Origin of the sequence: Candidatus Dedyshia acidiphila (genome assembly GCF_051025295.1) — a bacterium.
GTDB lineage: Bacteria > Acidobacteriota > Terriglobia > Terriglobales > Acidobacteriaceae > KBS-83.
The window spans coordinates 1-19,428 of the sequence record NZ_JBMGJV010000047.1; the positions used below are offsets into that span (position 1 = coordinate 1).

Here is a 19,428-nt window from a genome sequence, read left to right on the forward strand (position 1 = left end):
CTCTCGGGAACCATACCGGTGGAGTGTACTGCTGTTGAAAACCTTGAGTGCAGAAATCTTGACGTAGAGATAGGTTGTGGTTAGGCTGGCTGTTGCTGGAGCGAACATCGCCCGCAGAGGAGCAGCATGGCCACCATCACGGGGTCCTTACAAACGATGGACCAGGAAATCAGCATCGGCGCTGCGATGAATTGGATCGAGGGCCGCTGGGTCGATTCAGACAAGCGCACCAATAGCTATGACCCGGCGACGGGCCGGACGATCGGAACCTATGCGGATGCAAGTCTCGCGGATGTGAAAGCCGCGACGGCTGCTGCGGTGAGAGCCTTCCAGAACACGCCCTGGAAGGATGACCGGCACCTGCGTGCGAAGGTGCTGCACCAGATCGCGGACCGCTTCGAGGCGCGCAGAGATGACCTGATCAGCATCCTGTCACTCGAAAACGGCAAGGTCCGCGACGAAGCCGCCTTCGAAGTCGACATGATTCCAAGCAAGTTCCGCTACTGGGCGTCAGTAGTTCTGACAGACTACGGACGTGCGATGGAAGTGCTTCCCGGACACCTTTCGTTCGTGACTCGTGGCCCGATCGGCGTTGCCGGCATCATCGCTCCCTTCAACTCCCCGCTCGTGCTCACCGTCCGTTCTCTCGCGCCAGCACTTGCGGCTGGTGTGACGTCGGTTCTGAAGCTCCCCGGCAACACGGCGCAGATCAACTATGCCTTTAGTCAGGTGCTCGCCGAGGCCAGGGATCTGCCCCCAGGCGTCATCAACGTCTTCTGCGAAAGCACGCATGGCGGCTCGGCCTTCCTGATGGAGTCGCCGGATATCCGCGTGATCAGCTTTACCGGAAGCACCAAGACTGGCAAGACCATCTCTGCCGCGGGTGCCGCAACACTCAAGCTCTTCCAGACGGAACTGGGGGGCAAGACTCCGATGATTGTCTTCGACGATGCGGACCTGGACGCGGCAGCGCCGAAGATTGAGAAGGCCTTGACTACCTTTGCCGGCCAGTTCTGCATGACGGGCTCGCGCCTGCTGGTGCAGCGTGGGGCCGCAGACCGGCTGCGCTCCATGATCTCTGAGCGGTTGCAAAAGGTGAAGACCGGGCCCGCTGCGGACCCCTCGAGCGACATGGGACCGCTCATCGATAAGCCCAACGTGGCGCGTGTGGACAAGATGGTCGAGGACGCGATCGCTGCCGGCGCAAAGGTGCTGGTGCGCGGAGGCCCCATCACGGAGGGTCCTCTGGCAAGCGGCGCCTTCTATCGGCCCACACTGCTCGAAGTGAGCGATCCGAAGATGACGATCGTGCAGGAAGAGGTGTTTGGCCCCGTCCTCACCATGCTGGTCTTCGATACGGAAGCTGAAGCGGTGGCGCTTGCCAACGACAGTCAATACGGCCTTGCGGCGAGCATCTGGACGCGGGATGTCGATCGCCCCCTGCGCGTCGCACGCGACATCGACGCAGGCACCATCTGGATCAATGACTGGGCAGTCGTCTGGGATGAGTTCGAAGAAGGCGGCTTTAAAGGGAGCGGCAATGGCAGATTGAACGGCCTGACCGCGATGGACGAGTTTCTCGAATACAAGCACATCGCCTTCAACTCCGGTGTCCTTCCGAGGTGAACGTCGTCCACCTTCCGCTCGGGCGAGACCTGGACATTCCGCAGCCACCGCCGGGCGGCTAAGTGACGGCCTGAACCTGTCGATGACCACATCCGAAGCAAAGATCTGAAGGGAGTCACCGTGGACGGGAAAATCGGACTGGAAGAGCACTTTTCAACGGAACTGAACAACAAGTACTGGGACGCCAAGGGTGAGGAAGGCCGCAATGGCGGGGACTACGCCCGCGATGTCGAGCGCAGATTGCTGGACCCGGAACTCTGCGTACGCGAGATGGACAGGGCTGGTATCGAGCTATGCGTCATGTCGCTCACCTCGCCTGGCGTGCAGTCCGTCATCGACCCGCAGCAGGCAGTCGCTCTGGCGAGGTCGGCGAACGACTACGCAGCAGCCTTCATCAAGCGCTTCCCGGACAGGCTCGCGTCCTTTGCCGCGGTCCCGTTGCAGGACCCCAAACTGGCCGCGGTGGAACTGGACCGCGCCGTGAATGAGCTTGGCTTGAAAGGGGCGCTGATCAACGGCTACTCGAATGTTGGCCCCGGCGAGACTGTGCAATACCTCGACGAAGAGCCGATGCTGGAGTTCTGGGATCGCGTCGCAAAGCTCAACGTCCCCGTCTACCTCCATCCGCGAGAGCCATTGCCAAGTCAAACGCGTGCTATCCGCGGATACCCCGAGCTTCTGGGCTCGGCATGGGCCTTTACCTACGAAACGGCGAGCCACGCGATTCGCCTCATGCTGAGCGGGCTCTTCGACACCTACCCCAACCTGCAGATCATCCTTGGACATCTGGGGGAGAGCCTTCCGTACCTCCTGCCACGCATGCAGCACAGGCTGGATGAACAGCACGAGGGTGACAAGGGCGCGAAAACAAAGCACCGTGCCAGTTACTATTTCGGACAGAACTTCTGGCTTACGACGAGCGGACACTTCCACACCGGCCCGCTGCTGGAGGCCATGGAGCAGGTTGGACACGATCGGATCCTGTTCTCAGTCGACTATCCGTACGAGCAGATGGATGTCGCGGGACGGTGGTTCGATGAGCTACAGCTTCCGAATGACGTCAAGCTGAAATTGGGACGAGACAACGCGAACACGTTGCTGAAACTTGGACTCAAGCCACTCGCACCAAGCGCAGTCTCCGGATTCGGCTCGTAGCTCGATTTCACAACGCTTCTGCGCTGCTAAAGCTCCAGGAACCCACGCCGTAACGCGATAGTGACGGCGTGGGTTCTGTCATTTGCGTTCAGTTTGTAGAGCAGATTGCGAAGATGACCTTTGACGGTGTCCTCGCTGATGCCGAGGCGGTCGGCGACGATCTTGTTTGAGCAGCCCGCCGAGACGTGCTTCAGCACTTCGATCTCGCGCGGCGTCAGTTGATCATCCGCCGCATGTTGAGCCAGCTCTGCCGCGACTTCGACCGGCACGTGACGCCGCCCGTCGTGCACGGCCCGGATCGCGTCAAGCAGGTCACGCCGGAGTGTCGCCTTCAGAAGATAGCCGCTCGCTCCCGCCTTCAACGCCCGCAGTGCCTGCACGTCCCCCTGATACGTCGTCAGCACGATGATGCGTGCATGAGGGTGAGCTTCGCGAATCGCCCGGATCACATCGATGCCGTGCATATCCGGCAGGCGAAGATCCATTAACGTGATATCGGGACGATGTTGCTCGAACAGTACGAGCGCCTGCTTTCCCGTCTCCGCTTCGGCAATCAACTGGAGATCGGCTTGGCTGCCGATCATGGTGGCCAGCCCCTCACGCAGGACAGGGTGGTCATCTACCGCCAGAATACGAATCGGTGTCATAGGCTACGGATCAACAGCGCTGATCGATACATCTCGGAAGAACGCTCCGACTCATCCTTTCACTCTTTGGCTGCCGTCGGAACCCCCATTTCGGACCGTGAAACGCAGGTGTTCATAGACTCGCCTTGCACGTCATTGCCGCACGCCGAGTTAGCGACTCGCGGCAACTGAAAAGCCAGCGATAAGAATGCAAGTGCGGTCGATCAGGACTCAGGTTCGGCTTACGATCCCATCAAAAGATCGCATCTCCTGCGCCTTCGACGGGACGGCTCTTCTCGCGGCAGGCCAGCTAGATCACTGAACCCAATCGAGTTCATCGTACCCCCCTCGATAGTGTTGGTTCTGCGCTGCCCGATCTAACGATGGCACCCAGGCCACCGCTCGCTCACAATCATGGCGTCTGCTGAGAGGAGACGACATGACAACCGAGCGTCGAGGAATTAACCCGGATTCAGTGCCCAAATCGATGGTCTGCGAAGAATGCCAGAAGACTGGTGGATGGTGGCTTCATCTGCGCCGATGCGCCGAGTGCGGCCACATCGCGTGTTGCGATAGCTCACCGAATCAACATGCGGCCAGGCATGCCGAGGCAGCTGGTCATCCCATCGTCCGCAGCTTCGAACCTCTGCAGACATGGTTCTACGACTATCAGAAGCAGAAGATTGTGAAGGGCATGCGACTGCTCCCGCCACACTCTCGTCCGGTCACGCAACCGGCACCTGGCCCTGCGGAGAGAGTGCCCGAAAACTGGGAGTCGCTCCTTCACGACATCGCGTGAGCGCGTTCATCGGAGCTGTAAGTCGTCGAGAGGGAATGAGCGCGGCGTCGATGCGGGATCGACACGATTGCATCGAAACCATCGCTTCCAGAATCAACTCTCCGAGGACTAAGCATGCAAATTGGCTGTGACAGCTTCGTTTCGATCGGGAGTGATCCGGTCACTGGAGAAACCGTAACCGCCGTCGATCGCATGCACGGCATTGTTGAAGAAATCGTGACCGCAGATCAGGCCGGGCTCGATAGCTTCGGTATCGGGGAGCACCATCGGCGGGAGTTCCTGGATTCCGTGCCCGCCATGATTCTTGCCGCCGCGGCTTCGCGAACGAAACAGATCCGGCTCACCAGTGCCGTCAGCGTGCTCAGCGCGGCCGACCCTGTCCGCGTCTTCCAGCAGTTTGCGACGCTCGATCTACTCAGCAATGGCCGCGCAGAGATCGTCGTCGGTCGAGGCTCGTTCATCGAAAGCTTCCCGTTGTTCGGCCTCGAACTCAACGACTACGACGATCTGTTTTCGGAGAAGCTCGGCCTCCTTCTGAAAATTCGCGAGTCTCCCGAAGTGCACTGGTCGGGTCGCCATCGTCCCGCCTTGACCGGTCAGGGTGTGTATCCGCGACCCGTACAAGATCCACTGCCTGTCTGGCTTGGAGTCGGAGGCAGTCCGGAATCGTTCGCCCGTGCGGGCCAACTCGGATTGCCCCTCATGATCGCGATCATCGGCGGAGAACCGCACCGCTTTCGCCCGCTCGTCGATCTGTATCGTCAGGCTGGTCGCCGCGCCGGACACCCTGCGGAGAAGCTGATTGTCGGCATCCACGCACTCGGGTATGTGGCGGCAACCGACCAGCAGGCTGCCGACGATTTCTTCCCGGGGTACGCTCGATCCTTCACCGAGATCGGCCGTGAGAGAGGGTGGCCGCCTGTCACGAGGCGCCAGTTCGACGCCCTGCTCGGCCCCACCGGGGCAGTGATCGTGGGCGGCCCCGAGACAGCGATCGAGAAGATCCGTCACTATGATTCGGTGCTCGGCGGGATCTCACGCATGCACTTCCAGATGAGTGTCGCGTCTCTCTCGCACGAGAAACTGCTGTCCGCCATTCGCCTCATCGGCGAACGCGTTCGTCCAGCCTTCACGCAACCATAACGACGACGTGTTCCCGCGAAAGCGATCACTGCAGCGAACTCGAAAACCGACTGACCCCCGAACTGACCCCCGAACGATTTTGAGCAACAAAAGAGCCACCCGATGTTCTGGGTGGCTTTTCTGTTTGGCGCTTGTTTTCTTAAAGTTATGGCGGAGAGTGAGGGATTCGAACCCCCGATAGCCTTGCGACTATGGCTGATTTCGAGTCAGCTGCATTCAACCGGGCTCTGCCAACTCTCCGCGAGGGCTGCTGCTGGCAGCGATGCGTTCAGTTTAGCAAAAGCAGGGCGCCGCACGCAGCGGCGCTCAAAGGCGTCCGCGGTACCAGTCCGCGGTGCGCCGGATCGTCTCGTCGAGAGATATCGTCTCCCGCAGACCCAGCAGCTCCCGCGCACGATCCACGGAGGGCACGTAGCGCGCGGGCGCCGCCCCGGCAACCGCCTGCCCGGCCACATGGATCTCCGTCTCCGGACGCAGCACCGCGGCCACCCGCTCAGCCAGCTCGCGAATGCTGACATCTTCCGCAGACCCGACATGGATCGGTGTAAGTGACGGCGCCCGAAACAGCATCGTCCACAGCCAGGTCGCAAGGTCTGCGCCGTACAGGTACGAGCGGCGCGGTGTGCCGTCACCCTGGATGCGGATCGGTTCGCCGCGCAGCACGTTGCCGATAAAATTGCCGACGGCGAAGTGCGCATCCAGCGGCAGGTGCGGTCCGCAAAACGCCCAGCAGCGCGCGATCGCGCAAGCGAAGCCGGCGCGCTTGCTGTAGAGCGCTGCCATCAGCTCGGACGTGCGCTTGCCCTCGGCATAAACACTCGCTGGATCGAGCGGGTCAGGCGCTCCCGCGTACGTCTCCGATAGGTGCGTGATAGAGGACGGCTGCCGCCCGTACACAGCGCCGGAGCTGGTGAGCAGCACGCGCTCCGCTCCGCGATGCGTCGCGAACTCAAGCGTGCGGCTCGTGCCGTCGAGGATAGTCGATAACATCTCGAGCGGCGCTTCCGCCGCCTGCTTCGCGCTCGCTTCCGTTGCCGCGTGGATCACGAAACGGTAGCGACCTTCGGGGAAGGCAAAACTGCGAACATCGCCTTCGAGCAGCCGTACCGCCGGGTCCGCGGCAAGGTGCGGTGCCTTGGCACGAAACGCGCCGGGAGAGCGCGTCAGCAGCGTTATTCCCGCGTTCAGTGCGAGCTGCCGGTTGATGTGGCAGAAGCTCTCGACCAGCCAGCAGCCGAAGAAGCCTGTGCCACCGGTGATGAACATCTGCTGCCCGCGCACAGGCTCCCACAGCAAGCGCGTCTCGCTCAGGATCACTTCCAGGTCCTGCCCGCTCAGGCGCGCATCCATGGCGATTCCCGTTCTCAGGCCGGTGTCGCGGTGCGCAGATACCGCAGCACGCGCTCGGCCAGCGCTGGTTCGAGATCGGGCGACATCAGGTGAAGCGGGTTCGATTCCATGCTGCCCGAAGCCGTAACGCGGCTGCTGATCTTTGGGAAGTAAGTCTGCTCTGGATCGATCTTCACCAGGAATCCAGCGGGCCCGTCGCTATGGAACATCTCGAGGAAATCACGTTGTCCTTGAAACCCCGGTCGCAGGTCGCGCATGGGAATGCCGAAGGCCGCGAACAGCTTCGTCCAGTCCGGCATGCCCAGTCCGGTATTGGTGTCGCAGCCTACGTAGCGGCCGCCGAAATAGTTCTTCTGCGTCATGCGGATTGAGGCGTAGCCGTCGTCGTCAAACAGAAAGATCTTCAGGTTGAGCTTGTTCACGGCGACAGTCCCAAGCTCCTGCATGTTTTGCAGAAAGCCGCCATCGCCCTCGACCAGCAGCGTGCGCCGTCCACGTCCTGACAGCGCCGCGCCAATCGCGCCACTCAGCCCATAGCCCATCGACGCGAGACCCTTGTTCGTGACGATCCGCTGACCAGCCTTCTGTGCGAACGTCTGCATCATCACGGTGAAAGCGCTGCCGCTGGAGCAGGGAATCACGATGTCGTTTGCCGTCGCAAGGCCGGAGAGTTGTTCAACAAACACATACGGTGACAAATACTCAGCACCGGTCTTGTTCACCGGCTCCACCAGCGGCAACGCTGCCTTGACCTCGCGACAAAAGGTCAGCCACTCGTTGCGCGGCGTTAGCTTCGATTCGGCAATAGCGCGCAGCACCGCGTTTGCGTCACCGCAGACCGCAACCGCCACCTTGGGATGACCCTTCGTGAGTTCGGCGGCATCGCAGTCGAGCTGGATAACCTCGCCGCCCGGCACGAACTGTTGCCAGTTGAAGCCTGTCTGCTGCAGGCCCAGCCGCGTGCCGAGCGCAAGCAGAACATCGGCTTGCTGCATCAGGATATTTGCGTAGCGTTGCCCCCACGTATTCGGGCGTCCGAAGTAGGACGGGTGATCCGCCGGTATGCGATCCGCGGCATTCCAGGTCGTCATCAACGGGATGCCGAGTGCGCCCAGTTGCGGCAGCAGTGCACCAGCCGCATCGCGCGACACTCCAGCGCCCAGCAGCACGACCGGCCGCTCGGCGCGCGCCAGCTTCTCCAGGATCGCCGTCATGGCCGAGGCGGCGACGGTCGCGAACTGCGGCGCGCCCGCAGCGGTGGGAGTTGCGAGAGCCGCTTCATCCACACGCGCCCCCTGCACATCGAGAGGAATCTCGAGGAACACCGGACCCATGCGGCCATGTGCACCGGAGCGCGTCAACTCGGCGAACTCGTTGCGGCCGATCGTCGTCTCAATGCGATGCGACCGCTCGCAAATCGGCGCTGCGATCGCTACACCGTCGATCTCCTGAATGCCGCGCTGGCGCACCTGTCCGCGCGCGAGATCCGAAACCTTTACCTGTCCGCCGATAACCAGCAACTCGCGGCTCTCGAGGAACGCGCCGGCCATCGCAGTCACAATGTTCGTCAGCCCCGGCCCGGCTGTCACCAGCGCGAACGCCTTGCCCTCCAGGTGCACTTCATTGAAGTACTCCGCGGCAATCCCGGCGGCAACTTCGTGCACCACAGGAACGCAGGTAAAGCGATGGCTGCAGCTCTCGAGCAGGTGCATGATGTTGCCGCCCGCCACAAAGAAGCAGTGGGTGTACCCAAGCTCCGCCAGCCAATCCGCCAGCAGATCGCTGTATTTCTTCATAGTGCGTAGATCTCCACGACGGAGCGAATCGCTTGCTCGATCCGGCTCCGAACTTCTGCTGATTTGGGTATCTTCCTCAGCACGACTGCGCCGCTGGTCTCGACCAGCACAAGCGCATACGCGTCTTCGGTGTGCTTCTTGTCTGACTCGAATCGCTCGAGCACCTCGGGCAGCGATAGCGCGCCGACTGACTCACGCAGCTTTGGAACGGCTCGGATGAGCGTGTCGAGATGATCTGCGAGCTTCGCCACCATGGGCGCATTCGCATAGGGGTCGCTCGTGCCGGATGCCTGGCGCTCGAACGCGAGCGCGCACAGGATGCCGAGGCCGACTGCGATGCCATGCGAGATCGCATAATGCGACGCGCCTTCGATCGCGTGACCAAAGGTGTGCCCGAAATTCAGCAGCAGGCGCTCCTTCCTGTCGAACTCATCGATCTCGATGAACCATTTCTTCGCATGCAGGCTGTGCGTGATCAGCGCGCCCAGCGCGCGGCTGTCCATCCCCGGATGCGGCCCTGTGCTCAGGTAGTGGCGAAAGGACTCCGACCCGCGGCAGAAGCATATCTTCGCGGCTTCGATGATTCCGCTTGCCTGCTGATCGATCGGCAGTGTGCGTGCCAGCTCCGGGTCGATCCACACCGTCTGCGGCGGATGAAAGGTGCCAACCAGGTTCTTGTACGGTCCAACGTTGATCGAAGACTTGCCACCGATGCAGGAGTCCACCATCGCAAGAATCGTCGTGGGCACATAGTGCCACTCGACGCCGCGCATATAAATTGACGCAGCGAATGCGACAAAATCCTGAATCACTCCGCCACCCACCGCAACCAGGAGCGTGCGGCGATTCGCGCCGTGCTTGCGCAGCCTCTCGATTAGTTCGGGTGCCGCATCGAGCGACTTCACTGTTTCGAGTGCAGGGTAGTAGAGCACCGACGGAACGCTCGACAGTACCGGCGACGCGGTGCGGAAGTAGTCATCCGCGATCACCAGCCGCTTGTCCCAGCTCGCGGCCCAGCCCGAAAATGCGCCCGCTGCAATCTGCACGCTGTAGCTGCCGGTCGAGCTGACGACCTCAAACGAGTCGGACATGGCTGAAACCCAGATCGGCAGTCAGAAACTGCCCGCTGATGCCGGTGTTCTCCGGCGAGCATAGAAAGCAGACGGCCGCCGCGACCTCTTGCAGCGTGACCAGCCGGTTGTGCTGCGTCGCCGCAGTCAGCCGCTCGATCTGCTCTGCACTGAGGTTTTTCCGCGTCATCGGCGTCTCGATCGCACCCGGCAACACCGCGTTGATCACGTGACCGTCGCGGCCCAGGTCTGCCGAAGCGGAGAGCACCAGACCCTGCAATGCGGCCTTGGTCATGCAGTAGGAGAGCTTCGATTGCCGGGCCAGCTCCTGCCAGATGGAGCTGATCACACACAGCCGGGATGCGGGTGCGAGCAGGCCCTCATCGAGCAACGCCCGCAGCGTGACCAGTATGTAAGTGCAATTCGCGTCATACAGCGCACGGTGCTTTGCGATATCGACGTCGTACACGCTGTCATTCGCATTGGCGCCCTGCGCCCAGCAGATACTGGTGAACGGCCCGGCCTTCGCCAGCTCCTTCGAAGAGAAGTCGTGATGGAGCGCATCGATCGCGAGAAACTCGCTGCCCTTGACTGCCTCAACCGGCCGCGTGCGGGCTGCCGCAGTTACGCGCCAGCCCCGCGATACAGCAGCTCTTACGACCTCCTGCCCAATCGCCCCAGTCCCGCCGAAGACCAGCAGATGCTGCGCCCCCTGCATCACTGATTCAGCACAGCCCAGCGCTTCTCGAGCATGTCGATCCGCTTGGCGTCTTCCTGCTCAATGGCGCTGTAGTAGTCGCGCTTGTTCAGCAGCCAGAGCAGTTCAAAATGCACTGCGTTCAGCAGACCCTGGTCGATGTGCGCCTGCTTCGCCGCCTGCGCATCGAAGATCACCTTGCGCGTTTCAAACCGCGTCAGGTGGACGTCCACCATCTCGCGCAGCACCGGGATCGAGTCGCTCGACACGCCGCCACCAACCACCAGGTCCAGTCCGCGCGCCTTGCACGCCGCTGCCGTCTTCAGCACGCAGTCCGTCACTTCGCGGCCGTTGATCGCATCGCGGCCCAGGTTCGCCGAAAGGGAGAAATCGACACGCCCGAATACGACTCCCGCCAGCTCCGGAGCCTTCTTCGTCGCATCCGCAAGCGCATCCAGCTGCTGGTACGCGGACGTCGTCTCCAGATTGAAGAGAAAGTCAGTCTCTTCCTGCTCCTCGGCCGAATAGATCTTGCCGACCGCCTCCGCAAACTTGGTCAGCGCGTAGGTGCTCTCGATCATGGGAGCGATAATGTAATCGACACCGAACTGTTTGCTCTCGATCAGGTCGCGCATCGCTTCGCAGCCGCCCACCTTCAGGCCGAACTTCAGTCCAGCCTTTCTGCAGATCTCGACCAGGCGCAGCAGCTCGTCGACCCGTGTTCCTTCGGCTTCGAACTCTGCCTTTACGGCGACATAGCCGTACTCATCCTTGCCCTTTTTCAGGATGTCGAGCATCTTGCGTTCTTTTGAATTCATTCCCTCTCCATGTGGCCTGTTTGCGCGGCGCGCGACCGAAACGGCTGCCAAGTCCGCCTCATTCTAGCAGTTGTCCTGACCGCCTTCGGCAGCGGTCGATGCACCATCACTGCTTCTGAACATCGCGGACGTGAATGATCGCATAGGCCGCCAAAGCGAGCGCGGCAGGTACGCAACCGGCAGGGCTGCAATCCGTGGACCGGGATCAGAAAAGGCACGAGCAGCGTTGCAGCCGAGTGGCGGCCCCGGGGTGCGCCGCACGAGGGGTGTTCTTGGTGAGGCACAACATGCGAACTGCACAGGAGCTTCGCGCCGGGTTCCGCTTTACTATAGGGCCATGACCGACAAAGCGGCCGCCCTGCGCGAGCAGATTCTCGAGCTCACCGGGCAGTTCTTCGATGAGCAGTTCGCCGCCCGGCCGTTCGCGCCCGGCGCCTCCCCCGTCCCTGTGTCCGGCAAAGTGCTGGATGCGGCCGATATGCGCAGCCTCGTCGATGCCTCGCTCGATGGCTGGCTCACCACCGGCCGTTTCGCCACGCAGTTTGAACGGCAGCTGGCCCGCTTCTTCGGTGTCCGCGGCGCGTCGCTCGTCAACTCCGGATCGTCGGCCAACCTCTGCGCCTTCTCCTGCCTCACCTCGCCGCGTCTCGGCGACCGGCAGATCAAGCCCGGCGATGAGGTGATCACGGTCGCGGCCGGCTTCCCGACCACGGTCAACCCGATCCTGCAGAACAACTGCGTGCCGGTCTTTATTGATGTCACGGTGCCCAGCTACCAGGCAGACGCGACGCAGCTTGAGGCAGCACTCTCCGACCGGACGCGCGCCATCATGATCGCGCACACGCTCGGCAATCCGTTCGACCTCGATCTGGTCGCGAGCTTCGCGAAGAAGCACAACCTCTGGCTGGTCGAAGACAGCTGCGATGCCCTCGGCGCGAAGTACAACGGGCAGATGGTCGGCACCTTCGGCGACCTCGCCACGGTCAGCTTTTATCCCGCGCACCACATCACCACGGGTGAGGGCGGCGCGGTCGTCACCAACAACGCTCTTTTGAAGACGCTGGCGGAGTCCTTCCGCGACTGGGGCCGCGACTGCTGGTGCGAGCCGGGCAAGGACAACACCTGCGGCAAGCGCTTTGACTGGCAGCTCGGCGAACTGCCCTGCGGCTACGACCACAAGTACATCTACTCGCACATCGGCTACAACCTGAAGATGACGGACATGCAGGCCGCCATCGGTCTGTCACAGATCCAGAAGCTGCCCGGGTTCATCGCGAAGCGCCAGCAGAACTTCCGCTATCTTTACGAGCGGCTGAAGCCATTCGAAGACGTGCTCATGCTGCCCGAGACGACACCCGCCGCTGAGCCGAGCTGGTTCGGTTTCCCCATCGCCGTGCGCGAGGATGCGCCGTTCCGCCGCGATGCGCTGGTACGCGAGCTCGAGTCCAACAAGATCGCCACACGTCTCCTCTTCGGCGGCAATCTGGTGCGCCAGCCCGCCTACCAGAACGTCAAGTACCGCGTCGCCACGGAACTGACGCAGACCGACTTCGTCATGCGCTCCGTGTTCTGGGTCGGCATCTATCCCGGACTCACCGAGCCGATGCTGGACTACGTGGCGGAGACGATCGGCGCCTTCGTCGCCGCGCAGAAGTCCGGCTCCACGCTTCCCGTTCTGCAGGACTGATCAGCGATGAGCGAGCGCAAGCGCATCACCATCGTGACGCCCTGTTACAACGAGGAGCTCAATGTGCGCGAGCTCCATCGCCGCATGCGCGCCACCATGGACGCACTGCCGCAGTACGAGTACGAGCACATCTTCATCGACAACGATTCACGCGACGATACCGTCGGCGTCCTGCGCAGCATGGCGGCGGAGTTTCCCGAGGTCCGTGTCATCGTCAATGCCCGCAACTTCGGCCACCTGCGCTCGCCGGTGCACGCCTTCTTTCAGGCCGACGGAGACGCCGTCGGCATCCTGCTCGCCGACATCCAGGACCCGCCCGAGCTGTTTACCGAAATGATCGCGAAGTGGGAGCAGGGCTACCCCATCGTCGCTGCAGTCAAGGCGACCAGCCAGGAGTCGGGCCTGATGTACAACGTCCGCACCGCCTATTACAACCTGGTCGGCCGGCTCACCGACGTGCGCGTGCTCAGTCACTTCACCGGCTTCGGCCTCTACGACCGCCGTGTCGTGCACTTGCTGCGCGAGAAGTTTCCCGATCCGTATCCGTACTTCCGCGGCATGATCGCGGAGCTCGGCCTGCCGCACGCCGAGGTGGTGTACCACCAAGGCCGGCGCATGCGCGGCATCACGAAGAACAACTTCTACACGCTCTACGACCTGGCCATGCTGGGCATCACCAACCTGTCCAAGGTCCCGCTTCGCTTGGTGACCGCGGCCGGGTTCGTCTTCGCCGCCGTCAGCTTCATCCTTGGCTTCCTCTATCTGCTTTACAAAATCATCTTCTGGAACAGCTTTTCACTCGGCGTTGCGCCCCTCGTCATCGGCCTGTTCTTCCTCGGCTCGGTGCAACTGCTCAGCCTCGGCATCATCGGCGAGTATGTCGGCTCCATTCACACCTGGGTGCAGAATCGTCCCCTGGTCGTTGAGAAGGAGCGCATCAACTTCCCACAAGGGCATCAGCTCGACGAGCCTGCCTCCTGATGATCGACACCATGGAGCCCACCGAGCTACGCGCTCACAAACGCCGGCAGATGTGGCAGGCGATCCGCTACCTCATGGTCGGCGGCTTCAACACCATCTTCGGTTACGTACTGTTCGTCAGCTTCAACTACACCTTCCGCCGCTTCGGCGTGTACGGGTCGGAGCTGGCCAGCCTCGTCGCCAGCATCTTCTCCATCACCGCCGCCTTTCTCGGCTACAAGTGGTTCGTCTTCCGCACCAAGGGCCACTATCTCCGCGAATGGCTCCGCTGCATCTCTGTCTACGGCAGCAGCATGATCTTCACCCTCATCATGCTGCCCCCGGTCACGCTGCTGCTGCGCCGCTGGACTCCGCGTCAGCAACTTGCGTCCAACCTCGCGGCTGCTATCCTCGCCGTAGTCACCGTGGCAGCCAGCTACTTCGGCCACAAGCACTTCTCCTTCCGCCGCTCCAAGGTCGCGGACGTGGTGCTTGAGGAGGAAGAGCTCGCGCCCGACGGCGACGATCACACGCGCCGCTAGTTCAGCACGCGTGCAGGACTAGCAGTTGCGACTCTGAGCAGACCTGCTCCAGGTGGTGTACGTGAAGGCGATCATTCTGGCCGGCGGACTCGGCACTCGGCTGAGCGAAGAGACCTCGATCCGCCCCAAGCCGATGGTAGAAATCGGCGGGCGTCCGATCCTCTGGCACATCATGAAAACCTACTCCCACTACGGGATCAATGACTTCATCGTCTGCCTGGGCTACAAGGGCTACGTCGTCAAGGAGTACTTCAACAACTACTACCTGCACGCCTCCGACGTCACCATCGACATCGCGAAGAACACCGTCGAGATGCACCGCAACACCTCCGAGCCCTGGCGCATCACGCTGGTCGACACCGGGGACAGCACCATGACCGGCGGCCGCCTCAAGCGCGTGCTCCCCTACGTCAAGGACGAAGAGAACTTCTGCTTCACCTACGGCGACGGCGTCGCCAACGTCGATATCGCCGCGCTCCTCGCCTTCCACAAGGACCACGGCCGACTCGTCACATTGACAGCGACACAACCCACCGGCCGCTTCGGCGCGCTCGAGATCGCCCCCGATGGCGGCGTCATCGACTTCACCGAGAAGCCCAGCGGCGATCATCGCTGGATCAATGGCGGCTACTTCGTCCTCTCACCCAGGGTCGGCGACTACATCGACGGCGACAGCACCCCGTGGGAGCGCACGCCCATGGAAACCCTCGCGCGCGCCGGCCAGGTCGCCGCGTACAAGCACGCCGGCTTCTGGCAGCCCATGGACACGCTGCACGACAAGAACATGCTCGAAGGCCTCTGGCAGAGCGGCAACGCGCCCTGGAAGGTCTGGTAGCGTGGCCGGCTTCTGGGCAGGCAAGCGCGTCTTCCTCACCGGGCACACCGGCTTCAAGGGCAGTTGGCTCGGGCTGTGGCTGCAGCATCTCGGCGCCGAGGTGACCGGCTACGCGCTCGATCCGCCGACCCAGCCCAGCCTCTTCGTCAAAGCCGACATCGGCGCGTGCATGCACTCCGTCATCGGCGATATTTGCGATGCCGCGAAGCTGACCGCCGCCATGCAGAAGGCCGACCCGGAGATCGTGCTGCACCTCGCCGCTCAACCGCTGGTGCGCCACTCCTACGTCGACCCCGTCGGCACCTATGAAACCAACGTCCTCGGCACGCTGCACGTCCTCGAAGCCGTGCGCAAGACGCCCACAGTGCGCGCCGCCGTCGTGATTACCACCGACAAGTGTTACGAAAACAAGGAGTGGATCTGGCCCTACCGCGAGACCGATCCGCTCGGCGGCTACGACCCATACAGCTCCTCGAAGGCCTGCGCCGAAATCGTCACCAGCTCCTGGCGCGACTCCTTCTTCAACCCCGCCCGCTACGACCAGCACGGCGTCGCGCTCGCCTCCGCCCGCGCCGGCAACGTCATCGGCGGAGGCGACTGGGCCTCCGACCGCCTCATCGCCGACATCGTCCGCGCCTTCACCACCGGCCGCGTGCTTGAAATCCGCAACCCCGCGGCCACCCGCCCCTGGCAGCATGTGCTCGAGCCACTGCGCGGCTACCTCACACTCGCGGAGCGGCTCTACACAGGTGGCGTTCGCTACGCCTCCGCCTGGAACTTCGGCCCGCAGTACACCGACGCGCGCCCGGTCGAATGGATCGTCCGCTACCTCTCGTCCGAGTGGGGCAGCCCCGTCGAGTGGCGCCTCGATCCGCAGCCGCAAGTCCACGAAGCCCAGATGCTCAAGCTCGACTGGTCGAAGGCGCATGCGGAGCTGGCCTGGCAGCCCGTGCTCCCGCTGCCCGAAGCCCTCGACTACACGCTCGAGTGGTACCAGCGCGAAGCCGCCGGCGCCAAGGCACGTGAGCTCTGCCTCGAGCAGATCGCCAGCTACACCGACCGCGCCACACCGTCCGCCTGACCGCCAAAGCCGCTGCTGCCGTGATTCACCGTCTTTTCACAGAGCAGGCCGGAGCCCCGGGCGTTCGCGGGTTGCTGGCAGCACCCGCGCTCTCTACCATCGCGCTATGGATATGCTTCCGGTCAAGCTCAGCTCGCGCGTGCGCCAGGCCATCCAGTTCGCCTCCATTCGCCACAAGGATCAGAAAGACAAGGCCGGCAAGCCGTACATCGCGCACTGCTTTCGCGTCGCGCTGGCCGTGTGGCACTGTGGCGAGGACTACTTCATCGCGGCCATCCTGCATGACACCGTCGAAGACACCGCGACCACGCTCGACGAGATCGAGCAGCTCTTCGGCAGAAACATTCGCCATGCCGTCGACAGCGTCAGCCGCCGCGAAACGCCGAAGAAGGAGTCCTACGAGGACTTCGTGCTGCGCTCGAAGGCCGACCCCATCGGCCGCATCATCAAGATCGCCGACCTCTACGACAACATGTCTCCCGAGCGACGCATCGAGGCGCCCCCGGAGCTCGACCGCAAGCTCGAGCGCTACGAAAAGGCGCTCGCCGTCCTGACCTCGCGCTAACCGCGAGCGTCCCGAAGCGAACACCGCTGCCCGGGATTGGACACCGCGATCGTCACGGATTCTTCTCTGCGGAACCCGTTCACCCGCGTCCTTGCTGCATGCGCGCACGATGCCGGGCCGTAGTTCCTTGGCACGACAATTGCATCTGTCCGGCAGCGGAGGCGAACCATGCTCCGCTCCATCGGCTTCGCTGTTCGGCAACTCCGCCGCGCTCCCGGCTACTCGCTCGCCGTCGTCCTCACGCTCACACTCGCCATCGGTGCGAACACCGCCGTCTTCTCGCTGCTCAATGGCTTCCTGCTGCGGCGCCTCCCTTACCCTCAGCCGGAGCGCATCGGCGCGCTGATCACGCACAAGCAGGGCGTCGATTCGGAGTCTGCAGACGAGGACGACGCGCACGATCTGAAAGAGTGGCGCGCCATCCGCGAGCAGGTGCCGGCCGTGCTTGCGGCCGGCAGCGCCGGTACAGCGGGGGGCAATCTGCAGTCAGGGCGGTCAGCACAGTACGTGCTCGCCTCGCGCGTCTCGGCCGAATACTTTGCGGTGCTCGGCCTTCAGCCGCTGCTGGGCCGCTCCTTCACGCAGCAGGAGGACATGCCGGGTGGTCCGCGCGCGGCCGTCCTTAGCTACGGGCTGTGGCAGACCGCCTTCCATGGTGATCGCGACGTCATCGGCAAGCCCGCGAGTATCAAGGGTGAGCCCTACACGATCGTCGGCGTTCTGCCTGCTGGCGCCCAGACGCCATCGGGCGCCGCCCTGTGGGTACCGCTCCGTCCAACGGATCGCGATAGCGACTGTGCCGTCGGTGACAACTGTCATATCTTCCTGCGCCTCCGCCCGGGCGCCACCTGGGAGCAGGCGCGTGCGCAGCTCGGCCATGTGCGCCTGCCGATGTTCGATGACCTGCGGACGAAGTACCACGGCGCCGGCTGGTTCTACGTCCGGCCCATGCAGGAGGCGCTCGCGCATAACGAAAACCTGTCGCTGGTCGAACCCATGCACGCGCTCATGCTCGCCGTCGGCCTTATCCTGCTGATCGCGTCCGCGAATCTCGCCGGGCTCGCATTGGTGCGCATGCATCGCCGCGTGCCGGAGATGGCGACGCGCCTCGCGCTCGGCGCCGGCCGCGGCACCCTGCTGCTGGTGCTCTGGCTGGAGAGTCTGCTGCTCGCCCTCACCGGCGCCGTCTTTGGCGTGCTGCTCGCGGCCTTGCTGCTCGAGGGCGCAAAGACCTTCCTCCCGCTCTGGATGCACCCGATCGGTGGCTTCGCCATCGACGCGCGTGTGCTCGCATTTGCGATCGCTCTCTCCGTCGGCACCAGCCTGTTCTTCGGTGTGCTGCCCGCGCTGGAGCTGCGCCGTGTCGACATCCGCGCCGTGCTCGCTGCGGGCAGCCGCAACGTCGCTGGAGGGCGCGGTCGCCTGCGTCAGTGGCTGATCGGCGCAGAGGTCGCCGTCACCATCGTGCTGCTCGCCGCCGCGGGCCTGCTGGTGCGCACGCTCATCCATCTCGAGACGTTGCCGCCCGGCTTCGACCCGGCGCACGTCATGACCGCGAAGGCCTCGCTCGACGATGCGCGCTACCACGACAATGCGCGCTTCCAGTCGCTCATGGTGCAGAGTGTCGCCGCCATGCGCGCGATTCCCGGCGTGAAGGACGCAGCAGTCGGCCTCAGCGTCCCCTACGAACGCGGACTGAACGATGGTTTTGGCTTTGCCGACGGGCCGAACACCGGCAAGGAGCAGGGATCGAGTGAGGTGTGGGCGACGCCCGGCTATTTCGCGACGTTGCGTATTCCCGTGCTCGCTGGTCGTGGCTTTGCCGATAGTGACAGTGCAACCAGCGAGAAGATCACGGTGGTCAACCAGGCCTTCGCTCGCAAATTCTTTGGCACGCCAAACGCGATCGGACACCGGTTGAAATCGGGTCACGACGTCCTGACGATCGTGGGCATTGTCGCCGACGTGGCAAAGCAGCCCGGCATGATTCGCGACGCACCGCTCTCTGTGGAGCCGGTGTTCTACATCCCCGCAGCGCAGACGCCGCAGGAGCTCGTGACCATGGCCAGCACCTGGTTCCAGCCAAGCTGGATCGTGCGCACGCGCGGACCGATCACGAACATCACCGGCCAGATGCAGCAGGCGCTCGCCTCAGTCGATCCGGCGCTGCCGTTCTCCGGCTTCTACTCGATGGCCGACCTCGAGGCAGAGCAGCTTCAGTTCCAGCGGATCGAGGTCGTGCTGCTCGGCTCGCTGGCCGGGCTGGCCCTGCTGCTCTCGGCCATCGGCATCTACTCGCTGGTCGCGAACCTGGTCGCGGAGCGCACGCGCGAGATCGGCATCCGCCTCGCCCTCGGCTCGACACTCCGCAAGGCGATGGTCCACATCGGCACCGCCGGACTCGCCGCCAGCGTCGCCGGCACAGCCGTGGGCTTGGCACTCTCGCTCTACGTCCTGCGCCTGCTCAAGAGCCAGATCTACGGCATCACCGCGTGGGATCCGCTCACCTTGACCGTGGTCCCGCTCCTGCTCCTGCTCCTGGCCGCTGTCGCAAGCACGCTGCCCGTGCTGCGCATCGCCCGCATCGATCCGGCGGACACCCTGCGCAGCGAGTAGGACCGACGACGACCCGCAGAGCCGAACAAGACCCGCCGTAGCCCAGCAGACCCGTAGCCCAG

17 protein-coding genes and 1 tRNA gene are annotated in these 19,428 nt (G+C 63.2%); 11 read left to right on the forward strand and 7 right to left on the reverse strand.

The features are described from left to right. Positions 1 to 126: 126 nt before the first annotated feature. Together AC5IJH_RS15830 and AC5IJH_RS15835 are read left to right on the forward strand one after the other, a co-directional pair. Positions 127 to 1,626, forward strand: coding sequence for an aldehyde dehydrogenase family protein (locus tag AC5IJH_RS15830; RefSeq protein ID WP_491903801.1), 1,500 nt, complete (start codon positions 127 to 129; stop codon positions 1,624 to 1,626). A 120-nt stretch (positions 1,627 to 1,746) separates the two neighbouring features. Beyond that, positions 1,747 to 2,781: an amidohydrolase family protein gene (locus AC5IJH_RS15835; protein WP_491903802.1), complete on the forward strand. Its 1,035-nt coding sequence runs from the start codon at positions 1,747 to 1,749 to the stop codon at positions 2,779 to 2,781. 26 nt (positions 2,782 to 2,807) lie between these two features. Here AC5IJH_RS15835 and AC5IJH_RS15840 read toward each other — a convergent pair whose 3' ends face one another. After that, complete coding sequence (locus tag AC5IJH_RS15840) at positions 2,808 to 3,428, reverse strand: response regulator (RefSeq protein WP_491903803.1); 621 nt, start codon at positions 3,426 to 3,428, stop codon at positions 2,808 to 2,810. Positions 3,429 to 3,894: 466 nt separating this feature from the next. Between AC5IJH_RS15840 and AC5IJH_RS15845 the strand changes: the two genes are divergently transcribed. Together AC5IJH_RS15845 and AC5IJH_RS15850 are read left to right on the forward strand one after the other, a co-directional pair. Further along, positions 3,895 to 4,206: a UBP-type zinc finger domain-containing protein gene (locus tag AC5IJH_RS15845; RefSeq protein ID WP_491903822.1), complete on the forward strand. Its 312-nt coding sequence runs from the start codon at positions 3,895 to 3,897 to the stop codon at positions 4,204 to 4,206. 114 nt (positions 4,207 to 4,320) lie between these two features. Beyond that, positions 4,321 to 5,349, forward strand: a complete 1,029-nt coding sequence (locus AC5IJH_RS15850) for an LLM class flavin-dependent oxidoreductase (protein ID WP_491903804.1) — start codon at positions 4,321 to 4,323, stop codon at positions 5,347 to 5,349. Positions 5,350 to 5,497: 148 nt separating this feature from the next. Here AC5IJH_RS15850 and AC5IJH_RS15855 read toward each other — a convergent pair. The 6 genes from AC5IJH_RS15855 to AC5IJH_RS15880 form a co-directional block, all read right to left on the reverse strand. Continuing rightward, positions 5,498 to 5,589 (reverse strand) — tRNA-Ser (locus tag AC5IJH_RS15855). A gap of 66 nt (positions 5,590 to 5,655) precedes the next feature. After that, entirely contained in the window at positions 5,656 to 6,699 is a 1,044-nt protein-coding gene (locus AC5IJH_RS15860; RefSeq protein ID WP_491903805.1) for an NAD-dependent epimerase/dehydratase family protein, read from the reverse strand. Positions 6,700 to 6,713: 14 nt separating this feature from the next. Then, positions 6,714 to 8,495, reverse strand: coding sequence for a thiamine pyrophosphate-binding protein (locus tag AC5IJH_RS15865; protein WP_491903806.1), 1,782 nt, complete (start codon positions 8,493 to 8,495; stop codon positions 6,714 to 6,716). Then, entirely contained in the window at positions 8,492 to 9,586 is a 1,095-nt protein-coding gene (locus AC5IJH_RS15870) for a 3-dehydroquinate synthase (RefSeq protein WP_491903807.1), read from the reverse strand. Before AC5IJH_RS15870 ends, AC5IJH_RS15865 begins: the two co-directional genes overlap by 4 nt. Beyond that, positions 9,570 to 10,283, reverse strand: coding sequence for an SDR family NAD(P)-dependent oxidoreductase (locus AC5IJH_RS15875; RefSeq protein ID WP_491903808.1), 714 nt, complete (start codon positions 10,281 to 10,283; stop codon positions 9,570 to 9,572). Before AC5IJH_RS15875 ends, AC5IJH_RS15870 begins: the two co-directional genes overlap by 17 nt. Beyond that, positions 10,283 to 11,080 carry an aldolase/citrate lyase family protein gene (locus tag AC5IJH_RS15880; protein WP_491903809.1) on the reverse strand — a complete coding sequence of 266 codons (798 nt, stop codon included), beginning with the start codon at positions 11,078 to 11,080 and terminating at the stop codon, positions 10,283 to 10,285. Before AC5IJH_RS15880 ends, AC5IJH_RS15875 begins: the two co-directional genes overlap by 1 nt. A gap of 337 nt (positions 11,081 to 11,417) precedes the next feature. On the opposite strand from AC5IJH_RS15880, the gene rfbH reads away from it, so the two are divergent. The 7 genes from rfbH (at position 11,418) to AC5IJH_RS15915 (ending at position 19,366) form a co-directional block, all read left to right on the forward strand. Beyond that, positions 11,418 to 12,767: a lipopolysaccharide biosynthesis protein RfbH gene (rfbH, locus tag AC5IJH_RS15885; protein ID WP_491903810.1), complete on the forward strand. Its 1,350-nt coding sequence runs from the start codon at positions 11,418 to 11,420 to the stop codon at positions 12,765 to 12,767. Between the two features lie 6 nt (positions 12,768 to 12,773). Further along, the gene (locus AC5IJH_RS15890; protein ID WP_491903811.1) at positions 12,774 to 13,748 is read left to right on the forward strand and encodes a glycosyltransferase family 2 protein; all 975 of its coding nucleotides are present in this window, start codon (positions 12,774 to 12,776) and stop codon (positions 13,746 to 13,748) included. Beyond that, the gene (locus AC5IJH_RS15895) at positions 13,748 to 14,269 is read left to right on the forward strand and encodes a GtrA family protein (RefSeq protein WP_491903812.1); all 522 of its coding nucleotides are present in this window, start codon (positions 13,748 to 13,750) and stop codon (positions 14,267 to 14,269) included. The genes AC5IJH_RS15890 and AC5IJH_RS15895 overlap by 1 nt, the downstream gene beginning before the upstream one ends. A 61-nt stretch (positions 14,270 to 14,330) precedes the next feature. Beyond that, complete coding sequence (gene rfbF, locus AC5IJH_RS15900) at positions 14,331 to 15,104, forward strand: glucose-1-phosphate cytidylyltransferase (protein ID WP_491903813.1); 774 nt, start codon at positions 14,331 to 14,333, stop codon at positions 15,102 to 15,104. A gap of 1 nt (position 15,105) precedes the next feature. Continuing rightward, on the forward strand, positions 15,106 to 16,185 hold the full coding sequence (gene rfbG / locus AC5IJH_RS15905; RefSeq protein WP_491903814.1) for a CDP-glucose 4,6-dehydratase: 1,080 nt from the start codon (positions 15,106 to 15,108) through the stop codon (positions 16,183 to 16,185). A gap of 106 nt (positions 16,186 to 16,291) precedes the next feature. After that, positions 16,292 to 16,750 carry an HD domain-containing protein gene (locus tag AC5IJH_RS15910; RefSeq protein ID WP_491903815.1) on the forward strand — a complete coding sequence of 153 codons (459 nt, stop codon included), beginning with the start codon at positions 16,292 to 16,294 and terminating at the stop codon, positions 16,748 to 16,750. Positions 16,751 to 16,918: 168 nt separating this feature from the next. Then, a complete protein-coding gene (locus AC5IJH_RS15915) occupies positions 16,919 to 19,366 on the forward strand; it encodes an ADOP family duplicated permease (protein ID WP_491903816.1) in 2,448 nt (815 codons plus the stop codon). Positions 19,367 to 19,428 lie beyond the last annotated feature (62 nt).

Excerpts from the sequence above, each read along its gene's own strand:
- rfbH (WP_491903810.1), top strand. The coding sequence starts at position 11,418 with ATGACCGACAAAGCGGCCGCCCTGCGCGAGCAGATTCTCGAGCTCACC.
- AC5IJH_RS15860 (WP_491903805.1), bottom strand. The coding sequence starts at position 6,699 with ATGGATGCGCGCCTGAGCGGGCAGGACCTGGAAGTGATCCTGAGCGAG.
- AC5IJH_RS15895 (WP_491903812.1), top strand. The coding sequence starts at position 13,748 with ATGATCGACACCATGGAGCCCACCGAGCTACGCGCTCACAAACGCCGG.
- AC5IJH_RS15910 (WP_491903815.1), top strand. The coding sequence starts at position 16,292 with ATGGATATGCTTCCGGTCAAGCTCAGCTCGCGCGTGCGCCAGGCCATC.
- AC5IJH_RS15870 (WP_491903807.1), bottom strand. The coding sequence starts at position 9,586 with ATGTCCGACTCGTTTGAGGTCGTCAGCTCGACCGGCAGCTACAGCGTG.
- AC5IJH_RS15840 (WP_491903803.1), bottom strand. The coding sequence starts at position 3,428 with ATGACACCGATTCGTATTCTGGCGGTAGATGACCACCCTGTCCTGCGT.
- AC5IJH_RS15915 (WP_491903816.1), top strand. The coding sequence starts at position 16,919 with ATGCTCCGCTCCATCGGCTTCGCTGTTCGGCAACTCCGCCGCGCTCCC.
- AC5IJH_RS15830 (WP_491903801.1), top strand. The coding sequence starts at position 127 with ATGGCCACCATCACGGGGTCCTTACAAACGATGGACCAGGAAATCAGC.
- AC5IJH_RS15890 (WP_491903811.1), top strand. The coding sequence starts at position 12,774 with ATGAGCGAGCGCAAGCGCATCACCATCGTGACGCCCTGTTACAACGAG.
- AC5IJH_RS15880 (WP_491903809.1), bottom strand. The coding sequence starts at position 11,080 with ATGAATTCAAAAGAACGCAAGATGCTCGACATCCTGAAAAAGGGCAAG.
- AC5IJH_RS15875 (WP_491903808.1), bottom strand. The coding sequence starts at position 10,283 with ATGCAGGGGGCGCAGCATCTGCTGGTCTTCGGCGGGACTGGGGCGATT.
- AC5IJH_RS15850 (WP_491903804.1), top strand. The coding sequence starts at position 4,321 with ATGCAAATTGGCTGTGACAGCTTCGTTTCGATCGGGAGTGATCCGGTC.
- AC5IJH_RS15845 (WP_491903822.1), top strand. The coding sequence starts at position 3,895 with ATGGTCTGCGAAGAATGCCAGAAGACTGGTGGATGGTGGCTTCATCTG.
- AC5IJH_RS15865 (WP_491903806.1), bottom strand. The coding sequence starts at position 8,495 with ATGAAGAAATACAGCGATCTGCTGGCGGATTGGCTGGCGGAGCTTGGG.